Source organism: Halonatronomonas betaini (assembly GCF_015666175.1).
GTDB classification, from domain to species: Bacteria; Bacillota; Halanaerobiia; order Halanaerobiales; family Halarsenatibacteraceae; genus Halonatronomonas; species Halonatronomonas betaini.
The window spans coordinates 89691-107456 of sequence record NZ_JADPIE010000003.1; the positions used below are offsets into that span (position 1 = coordinate 89691).

A 17766-nucleotide genomic window follows, 5' to 3' on the forward strand; every position below is an offset into this window, starting at 1 on the left:
AATTTTGTTAAAAAGCAGAAACAAATTTTTTAAAACATTGCTAGCGATCTTAGTAATAGGTCTAATCTCATTTTCAACTCTTGGATCAGTTGAAGCAGCTGAGGAATTTGACCTGACAATTCTTGGAACAACCGACATGCACCAATATGTCATGCCCTATGATTATATGGATGACGAGGTCAATGAAGATGTTGGTTTTTCCAAGGTCTATACCCTAATTGAGGAGCAGAGAGAGCTAAAGGAAAATACAATGTTACTCTCTGCAGGCGATGTAATTCAGGGTAGTTTAGTTGGAGAACTTGAGTCCAGAGTTGAGCCACTGGAAGAAGGAGAGACCCAGGCTATAGTCGAAGCATTTAATTATGCCGGTTATGATGCTGTGGCAGTCGGTAATCATGAATTACAGGACTTTGGTATTGAATTCTTTGAAAAAGCACTTGCTGGAGCAGAATTTGACTGGCTATCAGCTAATTTAAAGAGATATGAAGATGGAGAACTCTATGTTAAGCCATATGAGGTCTATGAAAAAGATCTTGGCGGAAGAACTATTGAAGTTGGAGTTATCAGTTTCCTTCCTCCACAGACCCAGGATTGGGGCAGCAGTTTCATGGAAGGCAGGCTTTATATTGAACAGATTGTAGATCAGGCAGAGAAATACTTACCAGAACTTGATGAAAAGTCCGATATAATTGTTGTAGCAGCTCATACTGGAATAGATGCCGGTTATAGAGATGCAACAGAAAATGCCGGTTATCATCTGGCAGAATTTGATGAAGTTGATGCAATGGTCTTAGGTCATGACCATGAAGTTTTTCCTGGCGGTTATGAAGATTTAGATAATGTAGATAGCGAATTAGGTACAGTCAATGGTGTACCAACAGTTATGGCCGGTGCCTGGGGAAGCCATCTTGGTGTTATCGATTTAAATCTCACATATGCCGATGGTGAATGGGATGTCAGTGACTTTTATGTTGAACTCCTTGAAGTTAATGAAGATGTAGAATCTCACCCGGCTATTGAAGAAATTGTAGCCGATGTCCATGAAGCTACAATTGAATATGTTAGAACCCCTGTAGTTGAGAGTGATGTAGCCTTTACCAGTTACTTTGCCAGAGTAAAGGATGCAGCAATTACCCAGATTATCAATGAAGCCCAGTTAGATTACGGTTATGGCTTCATTGAAGAAAACCCGGAATATGAAGATCATGGAGTCCTGGCAGCAGCAGCTCCATTCCGTTTCGGTAGAGAAGGACCAAGGGATTATACCGATGTAGATGGACATATCCAGGTCAGTGACGTCAATGATATTTATATGTATCCTAATGAAATAAGAATAGTTGAACTTGACGGCTCTCAGGTTCTTGATTGGTTAGAGCATTCAGCTCAAAACTTCAATCAGATAGATCCTGATTCCTCAGAAACTCAGAATCTAATCAACTGGGACTTTGCAGGCTTCTACTGGGATGTAATTGACGGTATGGAATATGAGATTGATATAACCCAGCCTGAAGGCGAAAGAATCGTTAACCCAACATTCCAGGGCGAACCTCTAGATGAAGACCAGAAATTCCTTGTTGTTACAAATAACCACAGAGCTTCTGGTGGCGGAGACTTCCCACACTTAGATGGTTCAACAGTTATCTATGATACACCTACAACCCATCAGGAAATGATTATCGGTTTCCTTGATGAATATGGTGTAGTTGAAGCCAATAATAACTGGAGAATCATGCCATTTGATCATGAGGGAGACTTAGTCGTTCGCTCCCATCCAGATGGTGGTCAGTATATTGAAGATAGAGATTTGAATTTCCTCGAATATCTTGAAACCGATGAAGATGGCTGGGGAATCTATAGATTTAGCTTTTAATAAAAAGCTAAATAATTAGTTTGATGCTTAGCCAGGCGGATTTATCCGTCTGGCTAAATTTCTTCAGGAGGTAATAAAATGAAAACAATTGGCTTAATCGGAGGTATGAGCTGGGAATCATCACTTGAATATTATAGATTATTAAATCAAATAATCAAAAGAAAATTAGGAGAGCCCCATTCAGCTGAACTGATCATGTACTCTGTTGATTTCGCCAGGTTTGAAAAGATGCAGCATAAAGGCCAGTGGGACAGGATGGAAACAGAGATGCTAGAGATTGCTAGAAAACTTAAAGCTGCTGGAGCAGAACTGCTCCTAATCTGCACCAATACAATGCATAAACTAGCGCCGGCTATTGAAAACCAGGTAGAGATTGAATTAATTCATATTGCTGATGCAACAGGAATAGAGATAATAAACCAGAATATAGATACTGTTGGTTTGCTTGGTACTAACTTTACAATGACAGAGGATTTCTATAAAGAACGTTTAAAAAACAAGCATAATATTGATGTTATCATCCCTGAAAAATCTCAAAGAGAAATTATTCATAATATAATTTATAAGGAATTAATCTCCGGTATAATCAAAGAAAAATCTCTAAATAAATTTCAAAAGATAATAAAAGACCTTCAGCAAAAAGGGGCTGAAGGCGTAATTTTAGGCTGCACAGAAATTCCTTTATTAGTAAAAGAAGAAGATAGCAGCCTGCCTATCTTTAATACAATGGAGATCCATGCCAGAATGGCAATTAAGCTGGCTTTATTAAATTAATCATACTAAAGGTATATAACCTTTATCCCTATTATCATTTATATTTTCAAATATCTCTTTAAGCCTGGAAATTCCAGTCTTTATTTCTGAATCAGATACAGCAGCAAAACTTAATCTGAAATAGCTGCTTTCACCTGAATTTTCAGGCTTATTATCTAATTTAAAGATATCACCAGGCAAAAGGGCAACTTTGTATTCCCTTGCTGCCAGATAAAATTCCTCAGCAGAGATACCATCAGGTAATTTTAGCCAGAAATAAATACCGCCATTAGGTTCATAAACCAGCTCGACTGGAGGAATCAATTTCTTCCTTATCTCATTTAACATTAACTGATATCTCTCCTGAAATAACTTCTTGATCTTTTTGAGATGTTTATCCCAGAGGCCTTCTCTAAAATAATAATCCATAGCTCGCTGGGTTAAGCCGGCAGTTGAAATATCTGTAGCATGTTTTGCAGCCAGTAATTTAGACCGATACTTATCCGGTAAGGTTAAAAATGCTAGTCTTAGCCCTGGCATAAAAATCTTGGAAAAACTCTTAATATAGATAACCTGACCTGAATTATCATAGGCCTTGAGAGGCAAGTATGATTTGCCATTATAGGATAATTCACTTAAGCAATCATCTTCTATAATTATCAAATTATATTGCTCCGCAAGTTCAATTAACCGTTTTTTCTTGGCCTCTGACCAGCAAATACCGGTTGGATTCTGAAAGCTTGTCATTGTAAATAGTAATCTATAATTCTTTTTCGCTAATTTTTCTTCTAACAGATCTAAATCAACACCGTCTTCCATGGTAGGGAGGGTATCTATCTCGGCTGCCCGGGATTTAAAAGCAGAAATAGCTCCTGGATAAGTTGGCTCCTCTATAAGCACAGCATCTCCATAATCCAAAAATATCTTAACTAAAAGATCAATTGCCTGCTGGGCACCTGATACAATTTGAATTTCATTAACAGGAATTGACATGCCATTTTTATTAAAATATTCCTGAATAGACTCCCTTAATGGATAATAGCCCTGACTTTTCTGATAGGTAAAGGCCTCACCTTTATCCCTATCAAGCACCTTATTGATAGCCTCTTTAAAATCTTCAACAGGAAAGAGAGAAGAAGACGGGGTGGCACTGGCAAAATTAATATCCTCATCAATTTCAATCTGGCCGTAACCTAGCATTTCCAGAGAATCTTCTTCTTTATCTGATCTATAATAAAAATTATCTTCCTGGATAGGGGCAACAAAGCTGCCACTCCCGACCTTTTTATAAATATATTCCTCTTCCTCCAGGGATTCATAGGCTTTTACCACTGTTGCCGGATTGATATCTAAAGCACCGGCCATCTTTCTAATAGCTGGTAACTGGCTATTTGCCGACAACCGTCTATCCAGAATCAGTAATTTTATCTGATTATAAACCTGCTGATAGATTGGCTTGGAACTATTTCTTTCAACACTAATGCTTTCCCAGATCTCTTTCATCTCAATCCCTCCTGAATAAATTATAAAAATAACTTAAAATTGCATTGTATTGCTATTGACAATACAATCTCATTGTGTAATACTATATATGTCATATAGATAATTTAAATTAATTTTGTATCACTACTATTATACTTAATATTATCGTATCACTACATTAATTAAATTACAAATCAATAACAGGGAGGAAGTTTCAATGCAAGGAAAGAATATGATATCAACATTCAATGAATATGATTATAGCTCAAATCCTGCAAGATTAATAGCAATGCAGGCCTTAATGGTTGCATTTGTTTCAGCAGCCACTTTTATTGCAGTACCAGGACCTAGTTCGTCATACTTTAATTTAGGTGAGATTGCTATTTATATATTAGCTTTAACCTTTGGCGGTAAAGCAGGTGGAGTTGCCGGAGCTTTTGGCTCAGCAATCACAGATATATTACTGGGTTATTCAATCTGGGCACCATTCACCTTTGTTATAAAAGGATTAGAAGGTTATGTAGTTGGCCGGATAGCTGGAGGAGAGACCGATCTTAAAAAAGTAATTATAGCAATTTTAATCGGTGGTCATATCATGATAGTTGGTTATGGAATTACTAAGGGTTTCTTAATCAGCTGGGCGGCAGTCCTGCCAGAAATTATTATAGATTATGGTCAGATGTCTATTGGAGCAGTCGTGGCCATTCCAATATCCAGGCAGTTAATAAAACATTTTAAATCAAAATAAATTTTATCTTTATGGGAGTCAATTTTAAATAATTGGCTTCCATTTTTCCCTATCAACTTAATGAATACTCTATATCTGGTTTAGTATCCCCTCGGTATCTCCTCGGTACCACCCCGGTATCAACCCAGTACCGACCCAGTATCAACCCAGTACCAACCCAGTTCTAATACACTCCTGACTCACTTCTGATTTCATCTAATTTCAATAGTATCTAATCAAAATCTTTACAGTGTTTAAGTAAGTTTGATTATTATTGTTTGTTAAAGTATAATTAATATCATAATATATTAGTTATAGTTGGAGGCTGAAATAGTGAAACTACCACTAAAAGAGATTGAAGAAGTTAAGAGTATTGCCAGACCAAGATATTATAATGGTTCAACTAAAAAAAGAGCTATCCTTATTCTCCATGGTTTTACAGGTCATCCAGGTGATATGGATTATTTAGGCAACCAACTTAATGAAAACCTTGATATCACAGTTTCTATTCCCAGGCTATCTGGCCATGGAACAAATGCTACTGACTTTAGAAGCACCGGTGCCATTGACTGGATGAGATCAGCAATTGACTCCTATCTTGATTTAAAAGCTAATTTCGATAAGATAATCGTTGCTGGATTATCAATGGGAGGTTTATTATCTTTACAGTTAGCAGGCGGTTTCCCATTAGAGAAAATGATTTTAATTGCACCTGCTCTATATTCGTCAGACCGTTTATTACCGATTGCCCATTTTTTAAAGTTATTTAATATAAAAATGAAACAGAATAGTTATGAAAATAGCCTGAAAAATTCTGAGACTGAAGAGGAGAGGCTTATTACAGAGGATTACTATAAATATCATTATTCAAAGCAGATTTCTGAGTTACATAAATTAATGTTAAGCACAAGGAAGATAATCCCAGATATAAAAACGCCATCATTAATTATTGCCTCTCTAGAGGATAAAGTAGTTCCATTAAAAGCTGCTGAAGAGATTTCAAACCGATTAAGTGGTCCGTCAACATTAGAGATTTTTAAGGATTCGCCCCATGTTATTAATGATGGGCCAGAAAGAGAACTCTGTGCAGAAAAGATAATTGAATTCATTAGAAAATAAAGAACCTGCAATTATTATAATTGCAGGCTTTTTCTATTATTTATCTCTATATAATTTTAATTTATCAGAAAGCTCAAATTGATTTAAAATATCGGTAGCTAGATGATAAACCTGACCTCTTTTTAAATCAATGCCATCGCCAATATTTCGCTTAATCTGCCAGTTTTCTAAAAGATTCAAGAAATCTTCACTATCAAGTTCTAAAGCATAATCTCCAATTAAACCAGCAATCTCCTGAACTTTATCATACTGGATTGGTTTTTCAGTTGAACTAATTGCAGCCAGATGACTTGATAAATCAGGATATTCAACTCTGGCATCACGATTTTTTAAGCCATTTAAGATTAAATAGACAAAAGTTCTTTCAGCAAGAGTTTCTTCCAGCCTGAAATTATTATCATATCCTCCAACAATTAGCCCCCAGGAGAGCAGTTCAGAAACAGGTTCAATATAATCCTGATCAACAATCTCTCTCTGAAGATTTCTAATACTCCTGGAATCAATCTGGTCAGCCAGGCCGGTCCTGGACTGGATATCTGCCATTAAATCAGAGGATTCAGCAACCTCATGAGGAGTAATATTATTTGCTATTGCCATGGCTATAGCAATTCCTCCACCTTCAGCTGCAACCATTCCATTAGGCACAATCCTGCCAGAGGAATGGGCAATCGATGACTGACCACTGCTTCTACCGACAATCAACAAATTATCAAAATCAACAGGGATTAAACTTCTTAAAGGTTTTCCATAGACTCCAGGATTAAAATAGACAAACCCTCCAGCTCCAGGGGCATAGCTCTGATAATCCAGTGGATACGAGGCAAGGGCAACTGTATCTTCAGGAATATTAGCAGTTAGTTGATCTCTAACCCCTAACTGCCTTTCAGTTACAAAATGTCTCGATTCCCGAACGTAAAATTCATCAGCAATTCCAATGTATTCAACATCTCCCATGCCCTCTAATTCATCCCTTAAAAAATCAACAACTAGCCTGGCCTCAACTTCAGTTATTTCATGGAGTTCATCTAATAGCTCTCTATCAGTACCATCTATTCCATAAAAATGAAGAGCATTGATATAACCATAAGTTATATCCTCTCCGTCTAACTCTCTATCCTCTAAGACTAAATTTAAACCCCTTAATCCAGCTTCAGGATGGTCAGGGTTATATCTTGCACCTAAAGCAGAAAAGCCGTAAGCATTATCCCTATTAACTGTTGTCTGGCCATGCCTGCCACTTCTGGCATCCCTTATCAGCCCGCCTCTGTCAATATTCCTTATCTTTATTACAGGGGTCACAGGCATAAACCTCTCAGGTTGATTGATATCTCCACCGCCAAAGAAGTAGGGATTACCGGCAAGGTAAGTCAGATCTCCGTCCTGACTGGCATCAATAAAATACTTCCCGGCTAACTCAAAACTTAATTTTTCAGGGTCGGTAATTTCAATGCTCTCAATTATCCGGCCATTCTTATTAATATTTTCCAGATTATGATTTCTATATAAGGTTAAGTTCTCTTCAGATTCAAGCAGATCATTAAAAGCTTCAATTCCTTCAGTTATATTAAAAGAAACTCCACCACCAACTTTATCATGCCATTCTCCAAAAATTCCATGGTTTATATTATTGCCACTCCGGTCATAATTTAAATCTAAAAAATTCAAACCGCCATAGGTGAAAAGACCGCCAGGATCCTGCCTTTCCATAACTAAAGCAGTCTTTAAATTGTTGCGGGCAGCTGCCACAGCAGCTGCCACACCTTCAGGTTCAGCATTATATACAATTAAATCATAGGCTAAAATATTTCCTGAAATTATAAAAGTCATAAGCAGAGTTATTCCAATTATAAGAAACGACTTTTTCAATAGTTTCACATCTTTCTATTTAAGTTTAATATTCAGCTGACTTTGGAGTTCTTGGGAAAGGAATGACGTCTCTAATATTGCTCATACCAGAGAGATACATTAATAATCTCTCAAAGCCAAGACCAAAACCAGAATGGGGCACTGTTCCATACTTTCTGATATCAAGATACCAGCTATATTTCTCCAGGTCCATACCCTCATTTTCCATCTTTTCTTTTAAAACCTCATATCTTTCTTCCCGCTGGCTGCCACCGATAATCTCTCCAACCTGAGGTACCAGGCAGTCTACAGCTTTAACAGTTTTGCCATCTTCATTTAAGCGCATGTAAAAGGCTTTAATCTCAGCAGGATAATCAGTTACAAAGATCGGCTTATTGAAATGTTTCTCAGTAAGATATCTTTCATGCTCAGACTGGAGATCGACTCCCCATTCAACCGGGAATTCAAAGTCCTCATCAGCAGCTTCCAAGATCTCAATAGCCTCAGTATAGGTAATCTGGCCAAAATCGGCTTCAACAATTTCCTGAATAATCTCTTTTCTGCCTTCATCGATCCATTTATTAAAGAAATTCATCTCTTCTTCAGCTTCCTCAAGGGCATAGCGAAAAAGATACTTAATAAAATCCTCCATTAAAACCAGCATATCATCTAACTCGCAAAAGGCCATCTCAGGTTCAATCATCCAGAATTCAGAGGCATGGCGAGAAGTATTGGAATTCTCAGCTCTAAAGGTCGGCCCAAAGGTATAGATATCGCCGATAGCTGTTGCCAGCAGCTCGCCCTGGAGCTGTCCACTAACAGTCAGGCCGGTCTCCTGGCCAAAGAAATCCTGGCTGAAATCAACTTCGCCCTGATCATTCATTGGCGGATCTTCAAGATCTAAGGTTGAAACTCTAAACATCTCGCCGGCACCTTCAGCATCTCCAGTTGTAATAATTGGAGTATGTATATAATAAAAATCTCTCTCATTATAGAACTTATGAATAGCATAGGCCATTTTACTCCTGAATCTATTCATAACGCTAAAAGTATTGGTTCTCGGTCTTAGATGGGCAATCTCTCTTAAAAACTCAAAGGAATGCCGTTTTTTCTGGAGCTTATAATCCTCAGGAGCTTCCCCTAAAACCTCAATTTTTTCAGCCTTCATTTCGATAGATTGCTCTCTACCTTCAACCTTATCCAGATATCCCTCAACCCTTAAACTTGCACCATTTGCAATATCATCAAGGGGAAATTCTTCTGGACTTAAGACTACAATCTGTAAATTCTCTAAGGAACTACCGTCATTTAACTCAATAAAAGCTATATTCTTTGAACTTCTGAAAGTCTTTACCCAGCCCATCACCAGTACATCTTCATATTCTTCAATATTATCATTTAAAATATCTTTGACTTTAAATCTTTTGAAATAATCCATTATTTACCCTCCTATTTTGTTTGCTCAGATATAATTTTATCAAAAAGGCAGGAAAATCACAATATAAAGAGAAATAAAATATATGGAGGAAAGAAATTATTTAACTGGAGGTAATTAATTATGTCAAAAGAAAAGATCCGTGAACAGTGTAAAAATTATCAGGACGATATTATTGATTCATTAAGGGATATTTTACAATATAATAGTATACAGGAAGATCCAGAACCAGGTCAGCCCTTTGGGGAGGAAGTAGATAAATGTTTAAATAGAACTCTTGAAATTGCTGACGATTTAGGTTTTAAAACTGGCAATATTGATGGTTATGCCGGGTATGCAGAAATTGGTGAAGGAGAAGAGATGTTAGGAATTTTATGTCATCTCGATATAGTTCCAGCAGGCGATGACTGGTCTTACCCACCCTTTGCCGGTAAGATTGTCGATGGGAAAATGTATGGCCGGGGTACTTTAGATAATAAAGGTCCGGCAATCGCCTCCCTATATGCCATGAAGGTTATCCAGGATTTAGATATAAAATTAAATAAAAGAGTAAGATTAATCCTGGGTTGCAATGAAGAAAGTGGCTGGGAAGGAATTAATTATTATAAAGAACATGCTGAAATGCCAGAAATAGCATTCAGTCCAGATGCTAAATTCCCGGTAATTCATGCAGAAAAAGGGATATTAATCTTTAATTTAAATAAAGAATTAGCAAAACAGGATAATACTGAAACAGGAAGATTTACTCTAAAATCAATTACCGGTGGCAATGCTCCCAATATGGTACCAGATAGGGCTAAAGCTATATTAGAAGGAGAGTTTGATTATTTAAGCAATGAATTAGATAAATACAATAATAGCTGGAATGGAGAGTTAAATTTAACTAAACTTGATCAGGGCCTTGAGCTTGTAGCTAAAGGTATTTCAGCCCATGGTAGTATGCCCCAGGATGGCTTAAATGCAATATCCCATTTAATTAATTTCCTTGTAAACTTAGATATAACAGAAGATTCTAAAGCTGAATTTTTAAATCAATATGCAGAATTGATCGGTCTTAACTATTTTGGAGAAAACATTGGCTGTCAAATGTCTGACGAAGTCTCTGGCCCGTTAATCTTTAATGTTGGTCAGGTTGAATTAGATGATGAAAAAGCAAAAGTAGTTGTAAACATCCGCTATCCAGTTCAATCATCAGCAGAAGAAGTTTTCACAGGCATGGAAGCTAAATTAAAATCAACAGGCTGGAAACTTGAAAAGGGCGAGCATAAAGAACCATTATATGTTGAAAAGGATAGTGAGCTGGTAAAGAGTTTAATGAAAGTATATCAGGAGGAGACAGGTGACCATGACGCCACTCCGATAGCAATTGGAGGAGGCACCTATGCCAGAGCTGTTGAGAAAGCAGTGGCTTTTGGACCATTATTCCCAGGTCAGCCTGAACTTGCCCACCAGAAAGATGAATATATCGGTGTAGATGATTTAATCAGGAATACAGTTATTTATGCAAATGCAATAGCTGCTTTAGCCAGTAATTAAATAATAATTGTAAAAAATTTAACTGACAGGCTTATATATTAAGATATAATTAAAGGAGAGAAATAAATTAATGCAGCCATTGAATATCTCATATCAGACAATAATTAAAAGGATTATTGTATTTACAATTGTTGTCTTCTTATTCCATACCATTATTTTTCAATTAACACCATTTTTCCTTGCATTCTTAATGGTATTAATTATGGAGAAGCCTGTCAGTTTTCTCTCCAGATATATGCCCAGGCTGCCATCAGTTATAATAGTTTTAACAATCATCCTGATTATTTTAACTTTGCTGGCCTTTATAGTTGGTAGCAATATTATTACAGAATTAATTGAATTAGGTAGGTTTTTGCCTCGCTACAGGGAACAAATAACAGAATCGATAGACAGCCTGCTCCAGAGACAGGAAGATTTCTTTGAAGTAATTCCTGATGAGATTTCAACTCTGCTCCGTCAAAATATAAATGTAATCTATCAAAGAGGAGATCAGATCCTATCCCAGGCAGTTAATCGGGTAGTTAATTTCACCTTTAATATTCCAGGCATATTTATATTTATAATTTTTACTGTCTTTTCATCATTCTATTTAAGCAGGGATAAAGATAAGATATTTAAATATGTATCCAGTAAATTTAATCTCTCAGATGAAGACAAATTGAAACTGGTCAATGATTTTTCAACATATGTCCGAATTCAGCTTTTAATAATAACAAATACAACTATCTGGGTCGGAGTAACTTTATCCTTATTAGAGTTTCCTTATGCAATCTTACTTGCCATAACAGCAGGTATATTAGATTTAATTCCTTTAATAGGCCCAGGCGGTATTCTCTGGCCATTAATAGCCTATCATTTTTTTGTAAATCCGTTGTATTCAATTATACTCTTCATAGTCTATATTATAGTATTAGGCTTTAGACCCTTTCTTGAAGCTAATATTCTTGGAACCAATATCGGTGTTCACCCTGTAATCTTACTCTTAGGGCTTTACGCTGGTTTAAATATCATGGGTTTTCAGGGAGTAATATTGGCTCCTCTCTCAATTATAACTTTCAAAGTTTTATTAGTTGCTGATATCGGTTTATAAAAAAATCTAAAAAATTTTAAAATTTAAGCAGGAATTCTGAATTTTATGATGAATATATATATTAGAGAATGAAATGGATTTCATTTCATCATTTTAATTTGCTAAAATAAACTGAAAATTGGTTATCTTGATTCAAACTATTAATCATTACTTGCTTCTTGTTTCATTATTCTGGGTGTAATTACAATTCACCATAAAAATCTTAATAGGGGGTAGAAAAAATTGAAAAAAGCTTTAGTATTCATCTTATCACTATCACTGGTCATGTTCTTTACAGTCTCAGTTGCAGCTGAGGAGGTTACAATCACAGTAGCCGGTGGAGCAGTTGGTCAGGAATTGGAAATGACAGAAAAAGCGGCGGAAATGTATATGGAAGAAAATCCTGATGTTGTAATCGAGGTTCTTGACACACCAGATTTAGCCCAGGATAGACTTGGCCTCTATCTTCAGTTCTTTGAAGCACAGAGTTCTGAAGTTGACGTTTTTCAGATTGACGTTATCTGGCCTGGCGACCTATCAGAACATTTCGTAGATCTCTATGACTATGGTGCAGATGAAGTTGTAGATATGCATTTTGATGAGATCGTCGAGAACAATACAGTTGATGGTGAATTAATTGCCATTCCATGGTTTACAGATGCAGGTCTACTTTATTATCGGACAGACCTTCTAGAAAAATATGACCTTGATGTTCCTGAAACCTGGACAGAGCTAGAAGAAGCTGCCCAGACTATTCAGGATGGTGAAAGAGAAGAGGGTAATGAAGACTTTGTCGGTTTTGTTTGGCAGGGAGATGCCTATGAAGGTCTAACCACTAATGCCCTTGAATGGTTTGCCTCTTCAAATGCAGGAACAATTATTTCTGATGATGGCTACATCACAGTTAATAATGAAAGAGCAGTTGAAGTATTAGAAATGGCTGCAGGCTGGGTTGGCACAATTTCACCTAGTGGCGTAACTGGTATGGCTGAAGAAGATGCCAGAGCAGTCTTCCAGGGAGGCAATGCTGCCTTTATGAGAAACTGGCCATATGCCTATGCCCTTGCCCAGGATGAAGAAGAGAGCGCAATAGCAGGTAACTTTGATGTTAGCACTCTTCCAGCAGCTGAAGACGGAGAGCCTGCCCATACTCTTGGTGGCTGGAACTTAGCTGTAAGTCAATATAGTGAAAATCCAGAGATCGCTGCAGATGTTGCCTTATATCTAGCCGGTTATGAATCTCAGAAAATGAGAGCAGTAGAAGCTTCAATGAATCCAACAATTGAAGAATTATACGAAGATGAAGAAGTTCTAGAAGCAGTTCCATTCTTCGGCGAACTTTATGATGTCTTTGTAAATGCAGTAGCCCGTCCATCAACAGTTTCAGCACCTAATTACAATCAGGTATCTGAATATTACTATCAGGCTGTCCATTCAGTCTTAACTGGTCAGGACGACGCATTAACTGCTCTTGAATATCTAGAATTAGATCTGCAGGATTTAACTGGTTTTGAAATAGGTGAACCTCAGCACTAAAATTAATTCAGTCATGATAAAGTCACGAGGGGAGGGTAAGTTTTGCCCTCCCCATTAATATTACAGGAGGAGATATTATGGCCAATAACTCATCGAATGATCTGGCCCGTCAGGAAGCGAGGCTAGCCTATAAACTCCTTGCTCCAGCAGCTATTATACTTTTATTAGTAGCACTTTACCCATTAGGTCAGGTCTTTTATACCAGTATGACAGATAGAGTCTTTGCCAGTGGCCAGGAAGTTAACTTTATTGGTTTTGATAATTACCGGCAGTTATTAAGTATGCGAGTAACTGAATTACCGCCTCAATATGATGATGATGGCAATGTTATGAGAGATGACGATGGTGATATTGTCTATGAAAGGCCAATCCAGGTACTTCCTAGAGAGCCACGGCGGTTTAGAGAAGTCAGACAGTTTTCTATCTTCGGGACTAGATATGTAATCGGTGCCAGCAACCCAACATTTATTGGAGCAATTACCAATACAGTTCTTTTTACTGTAATTTCAGTATTTCTAGAGACAGTACTCGGTTTATTGATAGCCCTGGTCGTTAACAGTAACTTTAAAGGTAGAGGAGCCATGCGGGCTATAATGTTAGTACCCTGGGCAATTATAACTGTTGTATCGGCCAGAATGTGGGAATGGATGTTAGCATCAAGTCGTGTTGGTATCTTTAATACATTATTAAGAAGGTTTGATTTGATAGATGAAAGCATAGCATTTTTGCAGTCATCAACCTGGCAACTCCCTTCAATGATTGCTGTTGATGTCTGGAAAACAACACCTTTTATGGCTCTATTAATTCTTGCTGGTTTACAGTTGATACCAAATGAACTTTATGAAGCAGCCAGAGTTGATGGTGCCAGTAAGGTCAGACAGTTTTTCGCCATAACTTTACCATTAATCAAGCCATCACTGGCAGTAGCTTTAATCTTTAGAACACTGGATGCTTTAAGAGTCTTTGATGTATTCCAGGTTTTATTAGCACAGTCAAGATATTCAATGGCAAGCTATAATTATTTTCAGTTAATAAATAACCGGGCAATGGGCTTATCATCTGCAATCGGTGTTGTTATCTTTGTTATAATCTTTGCCTTTGCCATGATGTATATTAAAGCATTAGGAGTTGATGCAGAATGATTGATTTTAAAGATAATCCATTAAAATCTATATTATTTATTCTGGTTATAGCATTAATTGCTGTTTATCTGCTCTTTCCATTTTACTGGGCAGTTAATTCTTCTTTAAAGAATGAAGCACAGTTACAGATGACACCAGCAACTATGGTTCCAAGAAATCCAGTAACTTTTGAAGTGCAACCAACATTTAGAAATTATCAGGCTATCTTTTTAAGTGGCCAATTTGTTAGAGGTTTAAGAAATAGTGTAATCGTTGCAGTTGCTGTTGTTACATTATCTCTGGTAGTAGGTTCGTTTGCAGCTTTTGCCTTAGGAAAATTGAGGTTTAAAGGTAAAAATCCGTCTTTATATATAATCCTGGCTATGACTATGTTTCCACAGGTAACGGTCCTGGCAGGATTATATGCGGTAATTACCAGACTGGGATTGAGGGCAATACCGAGTATGATTTTATCATATATGATCTTTACATTACCCTTTACAACCTGGGTTTTAACCTCTTTCTTTAAAGACCTGCCAATAGAGATAATGCAATCAGCTCAGGTAGATGGGGCTTCGCCATTTCAGACATTCTATATGATTCTTTTACCATTAACAGCTCCAGCTCTTGTAACAACAGGCTTGCTGGCATTTATCCAATCCTGGAATGAATATATCTTTGCTTTAACATTTACATCAATTGAACCTGGTGCTAGAACGGTACCTGTTGCAATTGCATTATTTTCAGGTCAGGTAGCAAGGCAGGAACCTTTTGGAGAGATTATGGCAGCTGCAGTTGTCGTTACAATTCCAATCGTTATATTAGTTATCATATTCCAGAAAAAAATTGTTGCTGGCTTAACTGCCGGTGCAGTTAAAGGTTAAAATTAATAATCATTAAAGTAGGTGAATTGAATGCATGAATTGACCAATAGATATAGTACAAAGACAGGACAGGAGATAATCGAAGTTGATTTTACTGAAGATCTAATAATTCCAAGTGGCAGTAATCTCTTAATTGGAAACGGATATTTAGGCTATAGAGGAATTGAAGCAAACTGGGAAGCCACAGAATTTAGTGGCTGTATAGTTTCAGATACCTATGATAAGGCAGATGGAAAGTGGAGAGAGCTGGTCAATGCTCCCAATGGTCTTTATTTTAACATCATTGTTGATGGCCAGCCTCTTGCAAAATTTCCTGATGTAACCTCTGAAAATGAATCTCTTAGACGATCCCTTGATTTAAGATCTGGCCTTTATAATTCTATAAGAAAATTTAATTTAAACGATACAAATTTTATCCTTGAAACAAATAGATTTGCCAGTCTGGAGCAATTAGAACTAATCCTGGCAAACTATAAAATAATTGCAGATACTGATGTAAGAATTAAGATTCAGGCCGGTATCGATAAGAAATGCTGGGATTTAAATGGCAAGCATCTCGAAGATTTTAAAGAATTTAATCAGGATAAACTCTTATCAATTTTAGCCACTACTGTTGAGAGTAATATTAATCTTTCAGTATCCTCTTTATTAAATATTGCTAATAACTCTAAAGAAAAGATAGAACTTATTAATGAGGATAATAAATATCTGCTGGAGTTTGATTTAAGTTTAGAGGCCAATCAACCAGTAGAATTAGAACAGTATATGGCAGTGACCCACTCCAATCAGCGGAATAATCCATTGCAGGATTCAAAGGAAATAGTAAAAGAAGCTAAAGAATCCGGCTTTAAGCTTTTATTTGAAAATCAGTTAGAAAACTGGAATAAAATCTGGAATAAATGGGGAGTTAAAATAGGTGGTTCAGTTAAAGACCAGGCCTTAATTAACTTCAATCTCTATCATAATCGAATAGCTACTCCTGCCTATTCAGAAAGGCTTCCAATTGGCGCCAGAGGCCTTTCCTGTCAGGCATATCAGGGAGCTGCTTTCTGGGATCAGGAAATCTTTAACCTGCCAGTATACCTTTATACTGAGCCAGAAATAGCAAAAAATATTCTTAAATATCGTTACCATACCCTTCCTGGGGCCAGAAAGAAGGCAGAGGATTTAGGTTATAAAGGTGCTTTTTATGCCTGGATTTCCGGTAAAACCGGTGAAGAGCTCTGCCCTGATTTCTTTTTTGAAGATGTACTTACAGGTAGAAAGATAAGAAATCACTTTAATGACTGGCAGATCCATGTTTCACCGGATATAGCCTATACAGTCTGGCATTATTACCAGGCTACCGGTGATATTGACTTTATTATTGATTATGGTAGTGAGATAATATTTGAAATAGCAAGGTTTTTATATTCCAGAGCCCATTTTAATAAAAACAAAAAAGAATTTGAATTGATCCGTTTACTTGGCCCGGATGAATATCATGAAAATGTTGATAATAACGTCTTTACACTCTATCAGAGTAAGTATGCTTTAGATAAAGCCTTAAAGATTTATAAAATTATGGAGCGAGATTATCCTGATAGACTGGCAGTATTAAAAGAGAAAATCGAGTTAAAGGATGAAGAAGTGGCGAACTGGAAAGAGATGGCTGCATTAATTAAAAAGCCAGAGCCAGATCCAGAAACCGGTCTAATTGAACAGCATGACGGTTATTTTCAGCTAGAGGATACAACCCCTGAAGTATTAGAGGAGAGGCTTCAGGATCCTGGTGAATACTGGGGCTGGCCAAATGGAGTAGCCCATCATACCCAGGTAATTAAACAGGCCGATCTGATCCAGTTATTCTGGCTCCAGCCTGAACTCTTTAGCGATAGAGTTAAAGAAAAAAACCTTGACTATTATCTTCCTAGAACTGAGCATGGCTCATCATTAAGTCCTTCAGCCTATGCGATCGAAGAAGCCAGACAGGGCAGAACAGAAAAAGCCAGGGAGAGATTGATCCATTCAGCTTCAATAGATTTAGAAAACACCAATAAAGCTGTCAGTGGGGGTACTTTTATCGGCGGAATTCATACAGCTGCCTGTGGGGCAACCTGGCAGGTATTAACATTTGGTTTTGCCGGTCTCCACTTTATTGAAGATGAAAAAAACGGTATTTATCCAGAGATTAAAGCTGCTTTTAAACCTGAAATACCAGCAGCCTGGGATTATTATCAATTTAATCTAAAATTGTCGAATCAAGACTTAACTATTAGAGTTGAAACTGATACAATTATAATGACAGCCTCAGAAAATAATAATGAGGAAATTAATTTAAAGGTTAGCGAAGAATTTGTAAATATAGCACCTGGTATCACTAGAAAAATTCGCCGCTAGTCTGGAGGAG

At 37.0% G+C, this 17766-nt stretch carries 13 protein-coding genes; 10 read left to right on the plus strand and 3 right to left on the minus strand.

The window, feature by feature from the left end:
- The first annotated feature begins 4 nt into the window (after positions 1–4).
- The gene (locus I0Q91_RS05890) at positions 5–1870 is read left to right on the plus strand and encodes a bifunctional 2',3'-cyclic-nucleotide 2'-phosphodiesterase/3'-nucleotidase (protein ID WP_270453494.1); all 1866 of its coding nucleotides are present in this window, start codon (positions 5–7) and stop codon (positions 1868–1870) included.
- Between the two features lie 78 nt (positions 1871–1948).
- Positions 1949–2644 (plus strand): aspartate/glutamate racemase family protein, encoded by a 696-nt coding sequence (locus I0Q91_RS05895; RefSeq protein WP_270453495.1) that lies wholly within the window; start codon positions 1949–1951, stop codon positions 2642–2644.
- Here the strand turns inward: I0Q91_RS05895 and pdxR are convergent, their stop codons facing one another.
- Positions 2645–4126 carry a MocR-like pyridoxine biosynthesis transcription factor PdxR gene (pdxR, locus tag I0Q91_RS05900; protein ID WP_270453496.1) on the minus strand — a complete coding sequence of 494 codons (1482 nt, stop codon included), beginning with the start codon at positions 4124–4126 and terminating at the stop codon, positions 2645–2647. It lies immediately after the preceding gene.
- 196 nt (positions 4127–4322) lie between these two features.
- Between pdxR and I0Q91_RS05905 the strand changes: the two genes are divergently transcribed.
- Together I0Q91_RS05905 and I0Q91_RS05910 are read left to right on the plus strand one after the other, a co-directional pair.
- The gene (locus I0Q91_RS05905) at positions 4323–4853 is read left to right on the plus strand and encodes an ECF transporter S component (RefSeq protein WP_270453497.1); all 531 of its coding nucleotides are present in this window, start codon (positions 4323–4325) and stop codon (positions 4851–4853) included.
- A 312-nt stretch (positions 4854–5165) separates the two neighbouring features.
- On the plus strand, positions 5166–5951 hold the full coding sequence (locus I0Q91_RS05910) for an alpha/beta fold hydrolase (protein WP_270453498.1): 786 nt from the start codon (positions 5166–5168) through the stop codon (positions 5949–5951).
- 36 nt (positions 5952–5987) lie between these two features.
- On the opposite strand, the gene I0Q91_RS05915 is transcribed toward I0Q91_RS05910, so the two are convergent.
- Together I0Q91_RS05915 and asnS are read right to left on the minus strand one after the other, a co-directional pair.
- Positions 5988–7817 (minus strand): FAD-dependent oxidoreductase, encoded by a 1830-nt coding sequence (locus tag I0Q91_RS05915; protein WP_270453499.1) that lies wholly within the window; start codon positions 7815–7817, stop codon positions 5988–5990.
- A 25-nt stretch (positions 7818–7842) separates the two neighbouring features.
- Complete coding sequence (gene asnS / locus I0Q91_RS05920) at positions 7843–9234, minus strand: asparagine--tRNA ligase (protein ID WP_270453500.1); 1392 nt, start codon at positions 9232–9234, stop codon at positions 7843–7845.
- A gap of 120 nt (positions 9235–9354) precedes the next feature.
- On the opposite strand from asnS, the gene pepV reads away from it, so the two are divergent.
- The 6 genes from pepV to I0Q91_RS05950 all read left to right on the plus strand — a co-directional run bounded on the left by pepV (position 9355) and on the right by I0Q91_RS05950 (position 17756).
- Entirely contained in the window at positions 9355–10767 is a 1413-nt protein-coding gene (pepV, locus tag I0Q91_RS05925) for a dipeptidase PepV (RefSeq protein ID WP_270453501.1), read from the plus strand.
- A 70-nt stretch (positions 10768–10837) separates the two neighbouring features.
- The gene (locus I0Q91_RS05930) at positions 10838–11857 is read left to right on the plus strand and encodes an AI-2E family transporter (RefSeq protein WP_270453502.1); all 1020 of its coding nucleotides are present in this window, start codon (positions 10838–10840) and stop codon (positions 11855–11857) included.
- A gap of 222 nt (positions 11858–12079) precedes the next feature.
- Positions 12080–13372 carry an ABC transporter substrate-binding protein gene (locus I0Q91_RS05935; RefSeq protein ID WP_270453503.1) on the plus strand — a complete coding sequence of 431 codons (1293 nt, stop codon included), beginning with the start codon at positions 12080–12082 and terminating at the stop codon, positions 13370–13372.
- 77 nt (positions 13373–13449) lie between these two features.
- Positions 13450–14514: a carbohydrate ABC transporter permease gene (locus tag I0Q91_RS05940; protein WP_270453504.1), complete on the plus strand. Its 1065-nt coding sequence runs from the start codon at positions 13450–13452 to the stop codon at positions 14512–14514.
- Positions 14511–15377 (plus strand): carbohydrate ABC transporter permease, encoded by an 867-nt coding sequence (locus I0Q91_RS05945; protein ID WP_270453505.1) that lies wholly within the window; start codon positions 14511–14513, stop codon positions 15375–15377. The genes I0Q91_RS05940 and I0Q91_RS05945 overlap by 4 nt, the downstream gene beginning before the upstream one ends.
- A gap of 30 nt (positions 15378–15407) precedes the next feature.
- Positions 15408–17756 (plus strand): glycosyl hydrolase family 65 domain-containing protein, encoded by a 2349-nt coding sequence (locus I0Q91_RS05950; protein WP_270453506.1) that lies wholly within the window; start codon positions 15408–15410, stop codon positions 17754–17756.
- The last annotated feature ends 10 nt before the right edge of the window (positions 17757–17766 follow it).

Bases quoted from the DNA above. Each gene is read 5' to 3' on its own strand.
- I0Q91_RS05895 (WP_270453495.1), top strand. From the start codon at position 1,949: ATGAAAACAATTGGCTTAATCGGAGGTATGAGCTGGGAATCATCACTT.
- pdxR (WP_270453496.1), bottom strand. From the start codon at position 4,126: ATGAAAGAGATCTGGGAAAGCATTAGTGTTGAAAGAAATAGTTCCAAG.
- I0Q91_RS05905 (WP_270453497.1), top strand. From the start codon at position 4,323: ATGCAAGGAAAGAATATGATATCAACATTCAATGAATATGATTATAGC.
- asnS (WP_270453500.1), bottom strand. From the start codon at position 9,234: ATGGATTATTTCAAAAGATTTAAAGTCAAAGATATTTTAAATGATAAT.
- pepV (WP_270453501.1), top strand. From the start codon at position 9,355: ATGTCAAAAGAAAAGATCCGTGAACAGTGTAAAAATTATCAGGACGAT.
- I0Q91_RS05930 (WP_270453502.1), top strand. From the start codon at position 10,838: ATGCAGCCATTGAATATCTCATATCAGACAATAATTAAAAGGATTATT.
- I0Q91_RS05940 (WP_270453504.1), top strand. From the start codon at position 13,450: ATGGCCAATAACTCATCGAATGATCTGGCCCGTCAGGAAGCGAGGCTA.
- I0Q91_RS05945 (WP_270453505.1), top strand. From the start codon at position 14,511: ATGATTGATTTTAAAGATAATCCATTAAAATCTATATTATTTATTCTG.
- I0Q91_RS05950 (WP_270453506.1), top strand. From the start codon at position 15,408: ATGCATGAATTGACCAATAGATATAGTACAAAGACAGGACAGGAGATA.